The organism is Paracoccaceae bacterium Fryx2, assembly GCA_032334235.1.
Lineage (GTDB): Bacteria > Pseudomonadota > Alphaproteobacteria > Rhodobacterales > Rhodobacteraceae > JAVSGI01.
In genome coordinates this window covers 35,387-51,837 of sequence record JAVSGI010000003.1, presented here as the reverse complement: position 1 = coordinate 51,837, position 16,451 = coordinate 35,387, and the positions used below count along the sequence as shown (strand labels likewise).

Genomic DNA, 16,451 nt, shown 5'->3' with positions numbered 1-16,451 from the left:
CGCGCTGTTGCTTGGGGAAAGCAGGTGCCGGGGGTCGGTGCCGCTGCTTGGGGAAGATGGTGCCGGGGCGGGCACCGGGGGCGGGGGGAAGGCGGCATGGGACAGCATGTGGTGCTGATCGAGGACGAGCCGAACATCGTCGAGGCGATCCGGTTCATCCTGAGCCGGGATGGTTGGCAGGTGTCGAGCCTGGCCTGCGGGACGGGGGCGGTGGAACTGGTGCAGACGACGCGGCCCGATCTGGTCATTCTGGACGTGATGCTGCCGGGGTGCGGCGGCTTCGAGATCCTGGAGGCGTTGCGCGCCGACCCCGCGCTGGCCGGTCTGCCGGTGATGATGCTGACCGCCAAGGGTCAGGGGCGCGACCGCGAGGCGGCCGAGCGTGCCGGGGTGGATATCTTCATGGCAAAGCCGTTTTCCAATGCCGAGATGCTGGCCTCGGTGCGCGCGCTGGTGGCGCGGTGACGCGGCCGCGCAGCCCGCTGTTCGTGGCCCGGCGCAGCTACCGGCGGCGGCGGATCCGCGATGCGGCGCGGCTGCTGCCGGTGTTCGGGGCCTTCCTGTTCCTGCTGCCGATCCTCTGGGCACCGGCCGGGACCGAGGCGCGCGACACCGCCCCCGACGGGATCTACCTGTTCGTCATCTGGTTCGGGCTTGTGGTCGTGGCCGCCGTTCTGGCACCGTTTCTGGCCGAGGGCTCGGTCGATGATCCGGTCGGCACCGAGGAAGACACCTGATGCCGTTCAACCTGCTGGTCCTTGCCTGCCTTGCCTATGTCGCGCTGCTGTTTCTTGTGGCCTTCAAGGTCGAGCGTCGGGCGGCGGCAGGGGCGGCGGGCTGGCTGCGCTCGCCGCTGGTCTATACCCTGTCGCTGAGCATCTACTGCACCGCCTGGACCTTTTATGGCGCGGTGGGCTATGCCGCGCGGTCGGGGCTGGAGTTCCTGACGATCTATCTTGGCCCGACGCTGGTTTTTATCGGCTGGTGGTGGGTGCTGCGCAAGCTGGTGCGGATCGGGCGGCAACAGCGGGTGACCTCGATTGCCGACCTGATTTCGAACCGCTACGGCAAGTCGAACCTGCTGGGGGTGATCGTCACGCTGATCTCGGTCGTGGCGGCGACGCCCTATATCGCGCTGCAACTGCAATCGGTGACACTGTCGTTCGGGGTGTTCGCCAGCGCATCGCCCAACGGCTGGGCGCTGCCCGACCGGGACAGCACGGCGATCTGGGTCGCGGGGGGGCTGGCGATCTTTACCGTGCTGTTCGGCACGCGCAACCTGGATGCCAACGAGCAGCACACCGGCGTGGTGACAGCGATCGCGGTCGAGGCGGTGGTCAAGCTGGTGGCGCTGCTGGCGGTGGGGATCTTTGTCGTCTGGGGGCTGGCGGCGGGGCCGGCCGACATCATCGCGCGGATCGACGCTTCACCGATCTCGGACTGGGATCTGCAGCCGGGGCGCTGGGCGGGGCTGATCTTCCTGTCGGCGGCGGCGGTGATCTGCCTGCCGCGCATGTTCCAGGTGCTGGTGGTCGAGAATGCCGACGAGCGGCATCTGGCAACCGCCAGCTGGGCCTTTCCGCTGTATCTGTTCCTGATGAGCCTGTTCGTGGTGCCGATTGCCGTGATGGGGCTGGAACTGATGCCGCCGGGGTCGAACCCCGACCTGTTCGTGCTGACGCTGCCGCTGTCCTCGGGGCAGGGGGGCCTTGCGATGCTGGCCTTTCTGGGCGGGTTTTCCAGCGCGACCTCGATGGTGATCGTGGCCGCCATTGCCCTTGCCACCATGGTGTCGAATCACGTCGTGATGCCGATCTGGCTGTCGCTGCGTCCGGCCCGGCCGGTGTCGGGGGATGTGCGGCGCGTGGTGCTGCTGGCGCGGCGGCTTTCGATCGCCGGGGTGCTGGGGCTGGGATATGCCTATTACGCGCTGTCGGGCGGGTCGGCGGCGCTGGCGGCGATCGGGCTTATCTCCTTTGTCGGGGTGGCGCAGATCCTGCCTGCGATGCTGGGGGGCATCTTCTGGCGCGGGGCGACGCGGGTCGGGGCGGCGCTGGGTCTGACCATCGGCTTCACGATCTGGGCCTATGCGCTGTTCCTGCCGTCTTTCGGGCCGGATGCGGTGATCTCGGCGCGGGTGATGGCCGAGGGGCCGTTCGGCATCGGCTGGCTGCGGCCGCAGGCGCTGTTCGGGGTTCACGGCATGGACCCGCTGCTTCATGCGGTGTTCTGGTCGCTGGTGCTGAACGTGATCGGCTTTCTTGTCGGCTCGCTGCTGACCTTCCCCGGCCCGGTCGAACGGGTGCAGAGTGCGGCCTTCGTCAATGTCTTCGACCGCGAGGACGCGCGGCCGCGCGGCTGGGCGCAGGGGCGCGCCAAGCCCGAGGACCTGCTGGTGATGGCGCAGCGCATCATGGGCGAGGAAACCGCGCTGGCCTTCTTCGAGGCGGGGGCACGGGCGCAGGGCAAGGAGGGTTACCTGCCCGACCCGTCGCCCGGCTTCATCGCCGGGCTGGAACGGCGGCTGGCCGGGTCGGTCGGCGCGGCCACGGCGCACGCGATGATCAGCCAGCTTGCCGGGCGGGCGGCGGTGTCGGTCGAGGATCTGATGGCCGTGGCCAACGAGACGGCGCAGATCATGGAATATTCGGCGCGGCTGGAAAACCAGCAGGGAGAGCTGACCCGCACCGCGCGACAGTTGCGCGAGGTGAACGAGAAGCTGACCCAGCTTTCGGTGCAGAAGGATGCCTTCCTCAGCCAGATCAGCCACGAGCTGCGCACGCCGATGACCTCGATCCGGGCTTTTTCCGAGATATTGATGGAGGGCGACCTGCCCGCCGCGATGTCGGCGCATTATGCGCAGATCATCCATGCCGAGGCGATCCGGCTGACGCGGCTGCTGGATGACCTCCTGGACCTGTCGGTGCTGGAAAACGGCTCGGTGCAGCTGAACCTCGATCTGGCGAGCCTGCAACAGATGCTCGACCGCGCATTGCAGGCCGCCAGCCATACCCGGGCCGAACGGGTGTTCACCATCCACCGCGACCCGACCGCCGAGGCCATCCACCTGCGCACCGATGCCGACCGGCTGGTGCAGGTGTTCATCAACCTGATCTCGAACGCGCGGAAATACTGCGACGCCGCCCAGCCCGAACTGCGCATCACGGTGCGCCAGAAGGGCGGGCGGGTGACGGTCGATTTCATCGACAACGGCTCGGGCATCCCGCAGGAGGCGCAGGCGCTGATCTTCGAGAAATTCGCCCGCCTGACCGACCAGACCCGGGCAGGCGGCGCGGGCCTTGGCCTTGCGATCTGCCGCGAGGTGATGGCCAATCTGGGTGGCACCATCGGCTATCTGCCGGGGCAGGGCGGCGCGGCCTTCCGGGTGACGCTGCCGCTCCGGCTGGAAAAGGCGGCCTGACGCCGGGGCGCGGTAACGCTTTGGCAAGGAAGATCTGCCAGCACTGGGGCAGGTGACAGCGACTTCGGGGCAGGCGGTGGATCAGGGCGTGATACGGCGGAAACTGGCGCTGGCGCAGGCGGCGCTGCTGTCGCATGGCGGGGCCGACAGGCAGTGGCCGCTGGCGCTGGCGCGCACCGCCCGCGCCATGATGGATCTGGTGCTTGAGGTGCCGAAGCTCGACGTGAAGCGCCGGTCGCTGACGGAACTGCTCGACATGCCGCCCGACCGCGCATTGATCGCCGTGCTCGACGGCCCCTGCGAGGGGCTGGGCGTGCTGGCGCTGTCGCCGCCGATGCTGGCCGGGCTGATCGAGATGCAGACCATCGGCAGGCTGTCGTCCAACCAGCCGCAGACGCGCAAGCCCACCCGCACCGATGCCGCGATGGTGGCAGGCTTCATCGACGCGGCGCTGGAAGGTCTGGAAGAGGCGCTGGCCGAGGAAGCCGACCTGGTCTGGGCCGGGGGCTTTCGCTACGCCTCGTTCCTTGAAGACCCGCGGCCCCTGGGGCTGTTGCTGGAGGATGGCGATTTCCGCGTGCTGCGGGCCGAGGTGGCGCTGGAAAACGGCGCGCGAACCGGCGAGATTCTGCTGGCGCTGCCCGCAATCGGCCGGGGGCGGCGCCCGGCCTATCACCACGAGTCGCATCCCGACCCGTCGGCGGCGCTGCTGTTCCAGACAACGCTCCGGGCGCAGGTGCTGGCGGTGGATTGCGTGCTCGACGCCGTGCTGCAGCGCCTGACGCTGCCGCTGGCGGCGGTGATGACGCTGAAACCCGGCGACGTGCTGCCGCTGCCGCTGGCCGCGCTGGACCGGATCGGGCTGGAAGGGCTGGACGGGGGGTCGCTGGCCGTCGGCAAGCTGGGCCAGCATCGCGGGATGCGGGCGGTGCGGCTGGCCGCCGACAGTGCTGCGACCGCGCCGGTGGGCGGGCAGGTGCTTGTGGCGCGCACCACCGGCGACCTGCGCAAGACCGGCACCGGATAGGGTTCTGGCCGCGCCTGCAGGCCGGGGTCTCCCCGGTCGTTATCCGCGCAGGCACGACGCTGCCGCGTTGTCCGGCCAAGGATGCTCTCGAAGGCCCGGCGCCCCTTCTCATTGGCCCAAATACCCTCGGGGGGAGCGGGGGGCAGACAGCCCCCCGCTCCGCCCTGTCAGCCGTTGCCGCGCCGGGCGAAAAGGCCCGCATCCTCGGCCGCCCGGCGCAGCGCGCGGGCCTTGTTCACGGTTTCCTGATACTCGGCCTCGGGGTCGCTGTCATAGACCACGCCCCCCCCGGCCTGGATGTACAGCACCTCGTCCTGCAGCACGGCGGTGCGCAGCGCGATGCAGAAATCCATCTCGCCATTCGCCGCGAAATAGCCGACGCCGCCGCCATAGACGCCGCGCTTTTCCGGCTCCAGCTCGTCGATGATCTGCATCGCCCGCACCTTGGGCGCGCCCGAGACCGTGCCCGCGGGCAGCCCCGCCAGCAGCGCCGACAGCGCGTCCTCGCCCTCGGCAATCTGGCCGACCACGTTCGAGACGATGTGCATCACATGGCTGTAGCGTTCGATGATGAACTGCTCGGTCGGGCGCACGGTGCCGACCTGCGCCACCCGCCCCACGTCGTTGCGCCCCAGGTCGAGCAGCATCAGGTGTTCGGCACGCTCCTTGGGGTCGGCCAGCAGGTCGGCCTCCAGCGCGCGGTCCTCCTCGGGGGTGGCCCCGCGCTTGCGGGTGCCCGCGATCGGGCGGACGGTCACTTCGCCGTCGCGCAGCCGCACCAGGATCTCGGGGCTGGCCCCGACCACCTGGAAGCCGCCGAAGTTGAAGAAGAACAGGAAGGGCGACGGGTTGGTGCGCCGCAGGCTGCGGTAGAGCGCGAAGGGCGGATGGGTGAACCGCTGCGCCCAGCGCTGGCTCGGCACCACCTGGAAGATGTCACCCGCGCGGATGTAATCCTTCGCCTTTTCCACCGCCGCCATGTAGCCGTCGTGGCTGAAGTTCGACACCATCTCTCCGACCGGCGTCGGCTCTCCGAAGTCGCGCGGCGCGGGGGGGGCGCGGTCAAGGTCGCGCAGCGCGTCCATCACCCGTTCGGCGGCCTGGGCATAGGCCGCCCGTGCCGAAAGCCCAGCGCCGACGAAAGCCGGGGCCACCACCGTCACCTCGCCCTTGACGCCATCCAGCACCGCCACGACCGAGGGGCGCAGCAGCACGGCGTCGGGCAGGCCCAGCGGGTCGGGGTTGACCCCGGGCAGATGTTCCACCAGCCGGATCATGTCGTAGCCCAAGTAGCCGAACAGCCCGGCCGCGATGGCGGGCAGGTCGTCCGGCATCTCGATCCGGCTTTCGGCGATCAGGGCGCGCAGCGTGTCGAGCGGAGGACCGTCGAGCGCGGTGAAGGCGGCCGGGTCGAAGCGGGCCTCGCGGTTGATCTGGCTTTGCGTGCCGTGGCAGCGCCAGATCAGGTCTGGCTTCATCCCCACCACCGAATAGCGCCCCCGAACCTCGCCGCCCGTCACCGATTCCAGCATGAAGGTGTCGGTGCGCGCCTCTGCCAGTTTCAGCATCAGCGACACCGGGGTGTCGAGATCGGCGGCAAGGCGGGCGTAGAGCACCTGGTTCCGCCCGGCCAGCCAGCCGCGCTCGAACTCCTCGAAAGTCGGCGTCAGACCCATGATGATCCCCTTACTGGAACTGGGCGTGGACGGCGTTGATCGCCGCCTCGTTCAGCGTGATGCCCGCCTCGTCGCTGAGTGCCGCGGAAAACAGCGTGAAGGCATCCTGCGCCAGCGCCTGTTCGGCCTGCGCCGCGATGGAGGCTTTCAGCGCCACCGCCGCCTGTCCGGCAGGATCGGTCGGCTGGATGCTGTCAAGCCGCAGCAGGCCGACGAAATCCGGCCCCTCGATCACCCGCAGCTCGGCCTCCGCCATCCTGAAGGCGGTGGCGAGCAGGGTGTCGGGCGTGTCCTCGATGAAGCCGTCGCGGGTGATGCCCGGTGTAACGTCGAGGATGCCGTAGCTGCCAAGGCTGGCCCCGGCCGCGACCTCGGCCCGGATCGCCTCGGCGCGCGCGGTCAGGGCCTTCGCCGTGGCCTCGGCCTGCCACGAAGCAAGAACCGCGTCTTGCGCCTCATCGAACGGGATCGGGGTCGGCGGCACGATGGCATCAAGGCGCAGCGCCACAAGGCCGCCGTCCGCCAGGATGATCGCTTCGGGGAAATCGCCTTCCGCCACCTTGGCCGCCGCCTCGCGGAAGACCGGATAGCCCGCGATGCCTTCGTCGCTTGCGGAGGTGAAGTCGATGGTTTCCAGCGACATCTGCTGTTCGGCGGCCAGGTCTTCCAGCGTGGCGCCGCCTGCCAGGGCGTCGTTGATCGCCTCGGTCCGGTCGGAGATGGCGCGGCGGGCGGCGTCGAGCTGGAATTCGGTGGCAAGGTCGGCGCGGGCATCCTCGAACGGGGTTTCCTGCGCGGCGAGGATGGCATTCATCCGGAACACCGCGGGCCCGAGGTCGGAGGCGAGCGGCCCCGCGACCCCCGGCCCGGTCAGCGCGAACACCGCCTCGGCGGCGGCGCCGAGGTCCTGGCGCGACACGTCGCCCATGTCGGTATCCTGGATCGCCAGACCGCGTTCTGCGACCAGCGTCTCGAAGCTTTCGCCTGCATCGAGCCGGGCCTTCGCCGCTTCGGCATCGGCGTCGGTCGGGAACACCAGCCGTTCGACCAGCCGCCGTTCGGGCTGCACGAACTGGTCGATGCGTTCGTCGTAAAGCGCGCGCACCCCGGCCTCGTCAACCGGCATCCCGGCCGCCAGCGCCTCGGGCAGGAGCGCGGCATAGGTGATGCGCCGCGCCTCGGGGCGGGTGAAGGCGGCGATGTTGGCCGCGTAATGGGCCTGCAGGTCTTCGGCGGCAGGCGTCGGCAGCGGGTCGGGCAGGTCGGCCGCGCTCAGGCGCAGCAGCGTCAGCCCGCGCCGTTCGGCGACATAGGCGTGCAGCGTCTCGGTCAGCACCGCGGGCGCCGCAAAGCCGCCGACCACGGCGCCCTGCAGCAGCGAGCGGGCAAGGTCGTCGCGCAGCCCGGATTCGAAATCGGTGACGGTCAGGTTGTTGCGTTCCAGCGTGAAGCGGTAGGCTTCCGGGTCGAAGCTGCCCGCGGTGCCCTGAAACGCCCGGATGCCGGTGATTTCCTGCGCGACGCGGGCATCACCCACCGAAATGCCGACCCGGGCGGCCTCGTTGTCGAGCGCGGCACGGGTGATCAGCTGCTGGCGCACCTGGCGGTCGAGCCCGAGGCTTTGCGCCTGTTGCAGGGTGATGGTGGTGCCGACCTGTGCGCCGAACGCCGCCAGTTCCTGTTGCAGCGCGCGGGAATAGGCGTTCACGTCGATCTCGCGGTCGCCGACCTGGCCGATGGCGGTGACGCCGCCGCCGAAATTGGTGACGCCAAAGCCGCCCAGCCCCAGGATCAGCAGCCCCATCAGCAGCCACACCACCAGCGACTTGCCCTTGCGCTTTTTCCTCGGGGTTTCGTCGTCGTCGGAATGTGCCATGATTTTGCCTGTCGCGAAGGGAAAGCCTCGCGCCTGTCTAGAGGGTTGGGGGCGGGTGGGCAAGATGGCGGCGGCGCCGCTTTGGCCGCAGCGCGGCCCCGAACGTCACGGCCCCGGGGAGGGGGCTGTCTGCCCCCTCCCCGGACCCCACCCCCGAGGATATTTGGGCAAGGTGAATGGGGAAGGAGGGGGCGGTCAGAGGCCGATGGACTTCAGGCGCCGGAACATTTCGGCGATGCCGGTGGCGTCGACGTTGGCGAAGGCGATGCGGAGCTGGCGCTTCCCTGCGGCGGCGCCTTCGGGCTGGAACATGGTGCCGGGCAGCATGAGGAGGCCTGCTTCGGTGACGAGGCGTCTGGCGAGCAGGTCGGAGGGCAGGGCGAAGGGGTGTTCGACATAGGCGAAATAGGCGCCGCAGCCGAGCAGCCGCCAGTCGGGAAGGGCCGCGAAGCCTTCGATCATCGCGGCGCGGCGGGCGAGGATTTCGGCGCGTTCGCCCGCCAGCCACTGCCCGAGGTTGCGCATTCCCCAGAGCGCGCCGATCTGGCCGAGCTGGCTGGGGCAGATGGCGACGGTGTCGAGGAACTTCTCGACTTCCGCAAGGCGGGCGGGGGCGGCGACGATGGCGCCGACGCGGTGGCCGGTGAGCCGGTAGGCCTTGGAGAAGGAATAGAGGTGGATCAGCGTGTCGTCCCATCCGGGGTCGGCAAACAGGTCGTGCGGCGCGCCGCTGCGGCTGTCGAAGTCGCGGTAGGTTTCATCGACGATCAGGGCGAGGTCGTGGGCGCGGGCCAGATCGCGGAAGGCGGCGAGGGTCGCGGCCGGGTATTCGACGCCGCCGGGGTTGTTGGGGCTGACCAGCACGATGGCGCGGGTGCGCGGCGTGATCAGGCTGGCGGCGAGCGCGGCGTCGGGGATCAGGGTCGGGCCGGTGGGCAGGGGGATGGTGGTGACGCCCTGCATGTCGAGCCACATCTTGTGGTTGAAATACCACGGCGTCGGCAGGATCACCGCATCGCCCGCCCCGGCGAGGGTGGACATCACGGCGGTGAAGGCCTGGTTGCAGCCTTGGGTGATGGCGACCTGGTCGGGGGTGATGGTGCCGCCATAGGCTGCCGACCATTGCTGCGCGATCTCGGCGCGCAGGGCGGGCAGGCCCAGCACCGGGCCATAGAGATGGGCGGCGGGGTCGTTCAGCGCGGCCTCGGCCAGCGCCTGACGCAATCCCAGGGGCGGGCTTTCGACCGGGGCGGCCTGGCTGACGTTGATCAGCGGCCGATCGGGCGGGAAGGTGACGCCGTCGAGCCAGCGCCGCGCCTCCATCACCGGCGGGGGCGAGGTGGCGGCCATGGCGGGGTTGAGCGGAAGGGTCATCAGGGTCTCCGGGGCTGCGGGTGGCTGCATTTGGAGCAGGGAAACCGGGCCGCCGCAAGCTGCTTCCGGGCCGGGCCGGGTCAGGCTTCGGCGTGGGGTGCGGGGGATGCGCCGCGCGCAGGCCGCAGTGTTCGCGCAGGGTCAGCGCGATCCTCACCGGGTCGAAAGCCGACAGCACCAGCGGCGCCTGTGTCACCGTCCATTCGTGGACCTGCGAGGTGACGAAACCCGCCAGCAGCGCCGCCGCCGCTGCCGGACAGGCCGGGACCAGCCGCCGCGCCGACGCCAGGGGGTAAATCGCTTGGAAATGCCGGGTCTCGTCCGACAGCGCGGCCGCCGCCTGCTGCGGCCGGAGCGCGACATCGTCCTGCGGACCCTGGGCGATCTGGTCGCGGGTGGCCCGGACGACGCTGGACAGGATCAGCCGGCGCGAGGTCCGCAGCAGGCCGGGGCCTGCAGCAGGCCGGGGCCGACCAGCGCCTAGGCTGCCGCCGCAGGGCCTTGACGATCAGGCCGGCCTCGAACAGCCGGTGCAGCGGGCGGGAAATGCGGGCTGCGGTGGCGCGCAGCCCGGCTGCGTCAGTCGGTGCCGCGGAACGGCTGGACGTATTGCAGCGCCATGTCCCAGGGGAAGAAGATCCAGGTGTCCTGGCTGACCTCGGTGATGTAGGTGTCGACCATCGGGCGGCCCGACGGCTTGGCGTAGACGGTGGCGAAATGCGCCTTGGGGTAGAGGGCGCGCACCACCTCCAGCGTCTTGCCGCTGTCGACCAGATCATCGACCACCAGGATGCCGGTGCCGTCGCCCATCAGGTCGGCCTGCGGCGCCTTGATGACCCGGGGCGCCATCTGGGCCTGGTGGTTGTAGCTTTTCACGCTGATGGTATCGACGACGCGGATGTCGAGTTCGCGGCTGACGATCATCGCGGGCACGAGGCCGCCGCGGGTGATGCCGACCACCGCCTTCCAGGCGCCGCCATCGGGGCCGCGCCCGTCGAGCCGCCAGGCCAGCGCGCGCGCGTCGCGGTGGATCTGGTCCCACGAGACGTGGAAGCCCTTTTCATGCGGCAGACGGTCGTTCATTGCTTTCTCCTCGATGCGCGGGGCAGGGCGCCGCCAGCGTCATTGCGCGTCCTTGCGCCCCGTCACCACGTCGATATCGGGCGCATCGACCGCCTTCATGCCGACGACATGGAAGCCCGCATCGACATGCAGCACCTCGCCGGTGACGCCCGACGACATGTCTGACACCAGATACAGCGCGGACTGGCCGACCTCGTCCTGCGTCACGTTGCGGCGCAGCGGCGAGTTCAGCTCGTTCCACTTCATGATGTAGCGGAAATCGCCGATGCCGCTCGCGGCCAGCGTCTTGATCGGCCCGGCGGAAATCGCATTGACGCGGATGCGGTCCTTGCCGAGGTCTTCGGCGAGGTATTTCACCGAAGCCTCCAGCGCGGCCTTGGCGACGCCCATCACGTTGTAGTGCGGCATCACCTTCTCCGCGCCGTAGTAGGTCAGCGTCAGCAGGCTGCCGCCGTTCGGCATCAGCTTTTCGGCGCGCTGGCAGACGGCGGTGAAGGAATAGACCGACACATCCATCGTCTTGCGGAAGTTGTCGGGCGTGGTTTCGACGTAGCGGTTGCGCAGTTCGTTCTTGTCGGAATAGGCGATGGCATGGACCACGAAGTCGATGCTGCCCCAAAGCCCGGCGACATGCGCGAACAGAGCGTCGAGCGAGGCCGGGTCGGAGACATCGCAATCGACCATTTCCGACATGCCGATGGTGGCGATCAGCGGTTCGACCCGCTTGCGGAAGGCGTCGCCCTGATACGAGAACGCCAGTTCCGCCCCCTGATCGGCGCAGGCCTTCGCAATGCCCCAGGCAATCGACTTGTCGTTCGCGAGCCCCATGATAAGCCCGCGCTTGCCCGCCAGCAGTCCTGTCGCCATGGTGTTTCCTTCGCCCCGCCGCCCATTTGGCGACGAGCATTAGGCGAAAGGGCGGCGGGCATCAAGGGTTGCCGCAGGCGCGGCGGGCATCAAGGGTTGCCGCAGGCGCGGCGGGCATCAAGGGTTGCCGCAGGCGCGGCGCGCATCAAGGGTTGCCGCAGACGCGGCGCGCATCAAGGGTTGCCGCAGACGCGGCGGGGGGCTACCTCTGACGGGCAACCATGACAGGCAGGAGCGGCAGGTGGACAGGACCGGGATCTTTGCGGGAGACGACCCGTTTGCCATCGCGCGCGCCTGGCTGGCCGAGGCCGAGGGGCAGGAGCCGAACGATCCCAACGCCATCGCGCTTGCAAGCGTGGACTCGACCGGGATGCCCAATGTGCGGATGGTGCTGCTGAAGGACATCGAGCCCGCCGGATTTGTCTTCTACACCAATTACGGCAGCGCAAAGGCGCAGGAGATTGCTTCCAGCGGCAAGGCGGCCTTCGTGATGCACTGGAAGTCGCTGCGCCGCCAGGTGCGGGTGCGCGGCCTGACCGAACGCGAGGAGGGGGCGGCTGCGGATGCCTATTACGCCTCGCGGTCGCTGAAAAGCCGCCTGGGCGCCTGGGCGTCGGACCAGAGCAAACCGCTGGCCTCGCGCATGGCGCTGATGGCCGAGGTGGCGAAGGTCACCGCCGCCCGCGGCCCAAACCCGCCGCGCCCGCCGTTCTGGGGCGGCATCAGGCTGCTGCCGCTGGAGATCGAGTTCTGGGCCGACGGCGCCTTTCGCCTGCACGACCGGTTCCGGTGGACCCGCGAAAGCCCTGCGCATCCCTGGCAGATCGAACGTCTCAACCCCTGAAAAAACATATATGAATTATTCAGAATCCAGCCGTCACCCGCTTTTCACTTGAAAGATCGGCGCGGATAGCGGCAAGAGTCAGAAGTGGGGCTTCATCCGGGGAAACGGCTCTCGAAATGGAAGAAGAAGACGCAGATCGGACCGCGCAGGTCGTCCACGGCAAGGTGAAGTGGTTCGATCCTGCCAAGGGATTCGGCTTCATCGTGACCGATATGGCCGGGGCCGACATTCTGCTGCACGCCAACGTCCTGCGCAACTACGGGCAAAGCTCGGTGGCGGATGGCACCGGCATCACCGTCAAGGTGCAGATGACGCAGCGCGGCGTCCAGGCGGTCGAGGTGTTGAAGATCGAGCCGCCGCAGGGCCTGCCCTTCCCGCTGGGCGATGACAACGCCATCGCCACCCCCGAGGAAATCGCCGCCCGGCCGCTGGAACCGGCGCGGGTCAAGTGGTTCGACAAGGGCAAGGGCTTCGGCTTTGCCAATGTCTTTGGCCGGACAGAGGATGTGTTCATTCACGTCGAGGTGTTGCGCCTGTCGGGCTTTGCCGACCTTGGCGCCGGCGAGGCGGTCTGCCTGCGCATCATCGACGGCAAGCGGGGCCGCATGGCGGTGCAGGTGGTGTCATGGGAAGCGGCGTCGCGTCCGGCGGGCTGAGCGCCCGCCTGTGGTTGCTGTGCGGGGCGCTGCTGGCCCTGCCGGGTGCGGCGATGGCCGGGTGCCGCGCCGATACCGTGGAACTGCGCGGCCCGGGCGGGCAGGCGCGTTTTACCGTCGAGGTGGCCGACACTGCGGCGGAACGCGCACAGGGCCTGATGCACCGCGAGTCGATGCCGGCCTCGGCCGGGATGCTGTTCGTTTACGAACGCCCGCAGCGCGCCGGGTTCTGGATGAAGAACACGCTGATCCCGCTCGACATGATCTTTGCCGACCCGGCGGGGCGGGTGACGCGGGTGCATTCCAATGCCGTGCCGCAGGACGAAACCCCGATCGACGGCGGCCCGGGCGTGCTGGCGGTGCTGGAGATCAACGGCGGGCTGGCAAAGCGTCTGGGCATCGTGCCGGGGTCCGAGTTGCGCCACCCCGCGCTGGATCAGGCAACGGCGGCCTGGCCCTGCCTGCAATAGCGGCTTTCCAATCCGGGTGATCGGCTGTAGGAAGTGCGCGTCGGGGCGTAGCGCAGCCTGGTAGCGCGACGGTTTTGGGTACCGTAGGTCGGAAGTTCGAATCTTCTCGCCCCGACCAGTTTTTCCCAACGATCTCAAGGTGACTGCTGTCCTTCGGAACCCGATCAACGGGCCGGTTTACAGTTCGGTTCACAAAGGCGGAAATCCGGCCTACCGCAAAGCCATCCCCTAAACCCATAGAATACTATATTTTCTCGGGCAGGACACAGATTTTTCGCACCGAATCTCTCCGGCGTCGACCGCACATCTTGCGATATAAGTGGCCGTCGTCTTGACGTGTCATTCCCTCAAAGATGGAAAAGGGTTGCCTTGCCCTCTGCTACGGTTGCAAGCTTTGGTGAGGTTGAAGTTATCGGAAGGGCGCGCGTATTTCATGAGGTCAGCGGCTTGGGTCACAGCATGGCCCTTGTTCTGACGATGCCAAGTCATCTGCCGGACACCGGAAAACGGGGCGTCCAGGAACTGCTTGTCGATCAACAGCATCAGGTCGAGGTTCATTGCGGTCTCGCCCTGCGGCGCGTAATAGAACGACGACCTCGAGTTCGACAGCAGGCGGCACTGCGCCCCGACTGACAGCTTGGGATGGGTCCGTTCGATCAGGGCGGACAGCTTCACCAGTTCATGGCGCATGTCGATGAGATCGACCAGCCGGGGGCGGAGGAGATCATTCTGCTCGGGAGAACGCGAGCGGTGCTTCATGGCGCAAACCGGAAATTGCAGGGTTCTTGAGCGAATTCTACGAAATCCGGCAGGCCGAGGCGAGTAGAACCACCACCTTATCACGCAAAGACAATGGCTTCAGGCTTGTTCAGGCTGAACTTGATAGACCAGCCCCTCGGCCCCGACGACCATCGGAATGTCGCCGCCCTATTTTCGGACAAACAACCCGATCAAGACGATCTATGCAGAAATTTCGTCAATCGGCAATGCGTAGAACTCATAGTTCAAAACGCCATTAACGTCACTCATACCGACACGCCGCGTTACCACCAGTTTATTGCCTTGAAGTTCGATATCCTTGAACACATAATGCCATCTAACGGGGTCCGGTGAACCGATGAAGATGACCTTCGTCCAGACCGGGTTTCGTCCTCGCAACACCACGAGAGTCAGGCAGAACTTCCCTGCCAAAAGTTGGCATTCAAGACGTGCGGTCAGCCCGATATCCGCGAAACGCCGGGAGACCTGAGTCCAGGAAAGCTCGTAGGGCAACTCTTGTATCTGTGCGACAAGAAGCCTCAATCTGTCTGTTGGTACATCGAAAGACGCCGGGATGCGATCCAATCCACGCATCAGTAGATCACAAAGCATGTAACGAAACACGTCGGACGGCCCCTGCAAACGGCTGAAGGCCTCAGGATCATTCGACCTGACCTCCGCAAAGGGTAGCATCGTGCCCACCCTGCCATGCGAGATAAGGTGCCCAGTCAAATGGTACATGAACCGCCAGAATCTCGGCATATAATCTCGGTTCGATGAGCCTTTTGGCAGATGGGATTGCGATATCCCCAGTATTTGCCGTTTCCATTCTGGCCTCACGCAGCATTGCTTTCATGCGGCGTGTCGCAACCCAGCTACAATTCTCCATCCAAGTTTGGTAGGTCTTACATGAATTATGCACCCAGACTGGCTCGGCGTCCACGTTCGCGGCGACGAAGAACGTGCTGAATTCCTCCACCGTCAGGTTGTAGGCCGTCAGCGGGGCGACAACGCGCTCCACCTCTACCACCTCGGCCCGGTATCGTCCGGTTTCAGCAGCTCATAGCCCGCCTACAGGTCTTTTGCATCAACCCAGGCCGCCCACTCGATGGCACCCTGATACACCAGCCCCTCGGCCCCCACCGGCATCGGCGTGTTTTCCGGCATGCGGGCAAAAAACGGGTGGCTCCATGAGGCGGTCAGGATCTGGTCCTTGCCGGTCTCGATGTCGCGCACCGTCACCAGATAGCGGTCCTGGTAATCGGCCAGATCCGGCGCGGGCGGCTGGCCTTCGTGGCCGAGGTGCGATCGCTGGCCCATGTGCTGGGTCAGACGGTGGGGCGAACGTTTCAGGCGAGTTGCGATGCCGCTCTTGGCGATGCACGTTGCGGGGTCAAGGATCGTGAACGTGCCCGCCGTCCCGGCCTCTCTGAAACATGGACCAGGGAACGCCTGCTTCCGCCGGGTGGCCGGAAAGGCGGATTCATTGGTCAGCGGTGCATGGGACCGGGGGCTCCAGAATGCCGCAGCCTCGTCACGGCATTTTCAAGCTGGGCCACAAGAAACCGTCACAGTCGCGCTGTCTGATCGCGCCGGAATGAAATTGCGGAAGGGCGCGCCATGTTCGGGCTTGAAGGCCACAAGGCACTGATCGTCGGGGTTGCGAACGAGCAGTCCATTGCCTGGGGCTGTGCCCGGGCGCTGCGCGCGCAGGGCGCGGACCTCGCGATCACCTATCTCAATGACCGGGCGGAGCCCTACGTCCGGCCGCTGGCCGAGGCGCTGGGGGCCGAGATCATCCTGCCGCTGGATGTCTCGCGCCCCGGGCAGACCGAGGCGGTGTTCGGCGCGATCGGCGCGCGCTGGGGCAGGCTCGACACGCTGCTGCATTCGATTGCCTTCGCACCCAAGGATGACCTCCACGGCCGCGTGGTGGAGTGTTCGGCCGAGGGCTTCTCGCTGGCGATGGACATTTCGGTGCATTCCTTCCTGCGCATGATCCGGCTTGCGGAACCGCTGATGTCGCAGGGCGGCACCTGCCTTTCGGTGTCTTTCTTCGGGTCATCCCGCGTCGTGCGGCACTACAACATGATGGGTCCGGTCAAGGCGGCGCTGGAAAGCGCGGTGCGCTATGCCGCGGCCGAACTGGGCGAAAAGGGCATCACTGTCCATGCCCTGTCGCCCGGGCCGCTGAAGACCCGCGCCGCCTCGGGCATCGACCATTTCGACGAACTGATGGAGGCGGCGGCCAGCCGCGCCCCCATGCATCAACTGGTCACCATCGAAGACGTGGGCGCGATGGCTGCCTTCCTGGCCTCGAAAGGGGCGCGAAACCTGACCGGCGGTGTGCATGACATCGACGGCGGGTTCTCGATCACCGCATGAAGGAACACGAAAA

Annotated in this window: 17 protein-coding genes, 1 tRNA gene and 1 pseudogene; 10 read left to right on the top strand and 9 right to left on the bottom strand. The window is 67.4% G+C overall.

Features of this window, described 5'->3' with window-relative positions:
* Positions 1-96 precede the first annotated feature (96 nt).
* From RNZ50_01150 to RNZ50_01135, 4 genes are read left to right on the top strand one after another with little or no spacing between them, the layout of a single operon-like run.
* Positions 97-465, top strand: a complete 369-nt coding sequence (locus RNZ50_01150; GenBank protein ID MDT8853658.1) for a response regulator — start codon at positions 97-99, stop codon at positions 463-465.
* Complete coding sequence (locus tag RNZ50_01145; GenBank protein ID MDT8853657.1) at positions 462-737, top strand: hypothetical protein; 276 nt, start codon at positions 462-464, stop codon at positions 735-737. Before RNZ50_01150 ends, RNZ50_01145 begins: the two co-directional genes overlap by 4 nt.
* Positions 737-3,421, top strand: a complete 2,685-nt coding sequence (locus RNZ50_01140) for a sensor histidine kinase (protein MDT8853656.1) — start codon at positions 737-739, stop codon at positions 3,419-3,421. Before RNZ50_01145 ends, RNZ50_01140 begins: the two co-directional genes overlap by 1 nt.
* A gap of 52 nt (positions 3,422-3,473) precedes the next feature.
* Positions 3,474-4,448, top strand: a complete 975-nt coding sequence (locus RNZ50_01135) for a FliM/FliN family flagellar motor switch protein (GenBank protein MDT8853655.1) — start codon at positions 3,474-3,476, stop codon at positions 4,446-4,448.
* A gap of 167 nt (positions 4,449-4,615) precedes the next feature.
* Here the strand turns inward: RNZ50_01135 and trpE are convergent, their stop codons facing one another.
* From trpE to fabI (RNZ50_01110), 5 genes are all read right to left on the bottom strand, one after another.
* Positions 4,616-6,124: an anthranilate synthase component I gene (trpE, locus tag RNZ50_01130; protein ID MDT8853654.1), complete on the bottom strand. Its 1,509-nt coding sequence runs from the start codon at positions 6,122-6,124 to the stop codon at positions 4,616-4,618.
* A gap of 10 nt (positions 6,125-6,134) precedes the next feature.
* Complete coding sequence (locus tag RNZ50_01125; GenBank protein ID MDT8853653.1) at positions 6,135-8,000, bottom strand: SurA N-terminal domain-containing protein; 1,866 nt, start codon at positions 7,998-8,000, stop codon at positions 6,135-6,137.
* Positions 8,001-8,195: 195 nt separating this feature from the next.
* On the bottom strand, positions 8,196-9,374 hold the full coding sequence (locus tag RNZ50_01120) for an aminotransferase (protein ID MDT8853652.1): 1,179 nt from the start codon (positions 9,372-9,374) through the stop codon (positions 8,196-8,198).
* Between the two features lie 579 nt (positions 9,375-9,953).
* Positions 9,954-10,457: a xanthine phosphoribosyltransferase gene (gpt, locus tag RNZ50_01115; protein MDT8853651.1), complete on the bottom strand. Its 504-nt coding sequence runs from the start codon at positions 10,455-10,457 to the stop codon at positions 9,954-9,956.
* 39 nt (positions 10,458-10,496) lie between these two features.
* Positions 10,497-11,324, bottom strand: coding sequence for an enoyl-ACP reductase FabI (gene fabI, locus RNZ50_01110; GenBank protein MDT8853650.1), 828 nt, complete (start codon positions 11,322-11,324; stop codon positions 10,497-10,499).
* Positions 11,325-11,565: 241 nt separating this feature from the next.
* On the opposite strand from fabI (RNZ50_01110), the gene pdxH reads away from it, so the two are divergent.
* The 4 genes from pdxH to RNZ50_01090 all read left to right on the top strand — a co-directional run bounded on the left by pdxH (position 11,566) and on the right by RNZ50_01090 (position 13,412).
* Positions 11,566-12,168 (top strand): pyridoxamine 5'-phosphate oxidase, encoded by a 603-nt coding sequence (pdxH, locus tag RNZ50_01105; protein MDT8853649.1) that lies wholly within the window; start codon positions 11,566-11,568, stop codon positions 12,166-12,168.
* A 116-nt stretch (positions 12,169-12,284) separates the two neighbouring features.
* The gene (locus RNZ50_01100; protein ID MDT8853648.1) at positions 12,285-12,824 is read left to right on the top strand and encodes a cold shock domain-containing protein; all 540 of its coding nucleotides are present in this window, start codon (positions 12,285-12,287) and stop codon (positions 12,822-12,824) included.
* Positions 12,794-13,294, top strand: a complete 501-nt coding sequence (locus tag RNZ50_01095; GenBank protein MDT8853647.1) for a DUF192 domain-containing protein — start codon at positions 12,794-12,796, stop codon at positions 13,292-13,294. Before RNZ50_01100 ends, RNZ50_01095 begins: the two co-directional genes overlap by 31 nt.
* A gap of 41 nt (positions 13,295-13,335) precedes the next feature.
* A tRNA-Pro gene (locus RNZ50_01090) sits at positions 13,336-13,412 on the top strand.
* A gap of 221 nt (positions 13,413-13,633) precedes the next feature.
* Here the strand turns inward: RNZ50_01090 and RNZ50_01085 are convergent.
* The 4 genes from RNZ50_01085 to RNZ50_01070 all read right to left on the bottom strand — a co-directional run bounded on the left by RNZ50_01085 (position 13,634) and on the right by RNZ50_01070 (position 15,373).
* Positions 13,634-14,053: a hypothetical protein gene (locus RNZ50_01085; protein MDT8853646.1), complete on the bottom strand. Its 420-nt coding sequence runs from the start codon at positions 14,051-14,053 to the stop codon at positions 13,634-13,636.
* 201 nt (positions 14,054-14,254) lie between these two features.
* Positions 14,255-14,746 (bottom strand): hypothetical protein, encoded by a 492-nt coding sequence (locus RNZ50_01080; protein ID MDT8853645.1) that lies wholly within the window; start codon positions 14,744-14,746, stop codon positions 14,255-14,257.
* Positions 14,715-15,074: a hypothetical protein gene (locus tag RNZ50_01075; protein ID MDT8853644.1), complete on the bottom strand. Its 360-nt coding sequence runs from the start codon at positions 15,072-15,074 to the stop codon at positions 14,715-14,717. The genes RNZ50_01080 and RNZ50_01075 overlap by 32 nt, the downstream gene beginning before the upstream one ends.
* A 50-nt stretch (positions 15,075-15,124) precedes the next feature.
* Entirely contained in the window at positions 15,125-15,373 is a 249-nt protein-coding gene (locus RNZ50_01070; GenBank protein ID MDT8853643.1) for a hypothetical protein, read from the bottom strand.
* Between RNZ50_01070 and RNZ50_01065 the strand changes: the two are divergent.
* Together RNZ50_01065 and fabI (RNZ50_01060) are read left to right on the top strand one after the other, a co-directional pair.
* Positions 15,314-15,448: pseudogene (locus RNZ50_01065) on the top strand (DUF2163 domain-containing protein). The gene RNZ50_01070 and the pseudogene RNZ50_01065 overlap by 60 nt on opposite strands.
* 225 nt (positions 15,449-15,673) lie before the next feature.
* A complete protein-coding gene (gene fabI / locus RNZ50_01060) occupies positions 15,674-16,438 on the top strand; it encodes an enoyl-ACP reductase FabI (protein ID MDT8853642.1) in 765 nt (254 codons plus the stop codon).
* Positions 16,439-16,451 lie beyond the last annotated feature (13 nt).

Excerpts from the sequence above, each read along its gene's own strand:
- RNZ50_01150 (MDT8853658.1), top strand. The coding sequence starts at position 97 with ATGGGACAGCATGTGGTGCTGATCGAGGACGAGCCGAACATCGTCGAG.
- RNZ50_01140 (MDT8853656.1), top strand. The coding sequence starts at position 737 with ATGCCGTTCAACCTGCTGGTCCTTGCCTGCCTTGCCTATGTCGCGCTG.
- trpE (MDT8853654.1), bottom strand. The coding sequence starts at position 6,124 with ATGGGTCTGACGCCGACTTTCGAGGAGTTCGAGCGCGGCTGGCTGGCC.
- RNZ50_01125 (MDT8853653.1), bottom strand. The coding sequence starts at position 8,000 with ATGGCACATTCCGACGACGACGAAACCCCGAGGAAAAAGCGCAAGGGC.
- RNZ50_01120 (MDT8853652.1), bottom strand. The coding sequence starts at position 9,374 with ATGACCCTTCCGCTCAACCCCGCCATGGCCGCCACCTCGCCCCCGCCG.
- gpt (MDT8853651.1), bottom strand. The coding sequence starts at position 10,457 with ATGAACGACCGTCTGCCGCATGAAAAGGGCTTCCACGTCTCGTGGGAC.
- fabI (MDT8853650.1), bottom strand. The coding sequence starts at position 11,324 with ATGGCGACAGGACTGCTGGCGGGCAAGCGCGGGCTTATCATGGGGCTC.
- RNZ50_01100 (MDT8853648.1), top strand. The coding sequence starts at position 12,285 with ATGGAAGAAGAAGACGCAGATCGGACCGCGCAGGTCGTCCACGGCAAG.
- RNZ50_01095 (MDT8853647.1), top strand. The coding sequence starts at position 12,794 with ATGGGAAGCGGCGTCGCGTCCGGCGGGCTGAGCGCCCGCCTGTGGTTG.
- RNZ50_01085 (MDT8853646.1), bottom strand. The coding sequence starts at position 14,053 with ATGAAGCACCGCTCGCGTTCTCCCGAGCAGAATGATCTCCTCCGCCCC.
- RNZ50_01080 (MDT8853645.1), bottom strand. The coding sequence starts at position 14,746 with ATGCTACCCTTTGCGGAGGTCAGGTCGAATGATCCTGAGGCCTTCAGC.
- RNZ50_01070 (MDT8853643.1), bottom strand. The coding sequence starts at position 15,373 with ATGGGCCAGCGATCGCACCTCGGCCACGAAGGCCAGCCGCCCGCGCCG.
- fabI (MDT8853642.1), top strand. The coding sequence starts at position 15,674 with ATGTTCGGGCTTGAAGGCCACAAGGCACTGATCGTCGGGGTTGCGAAC.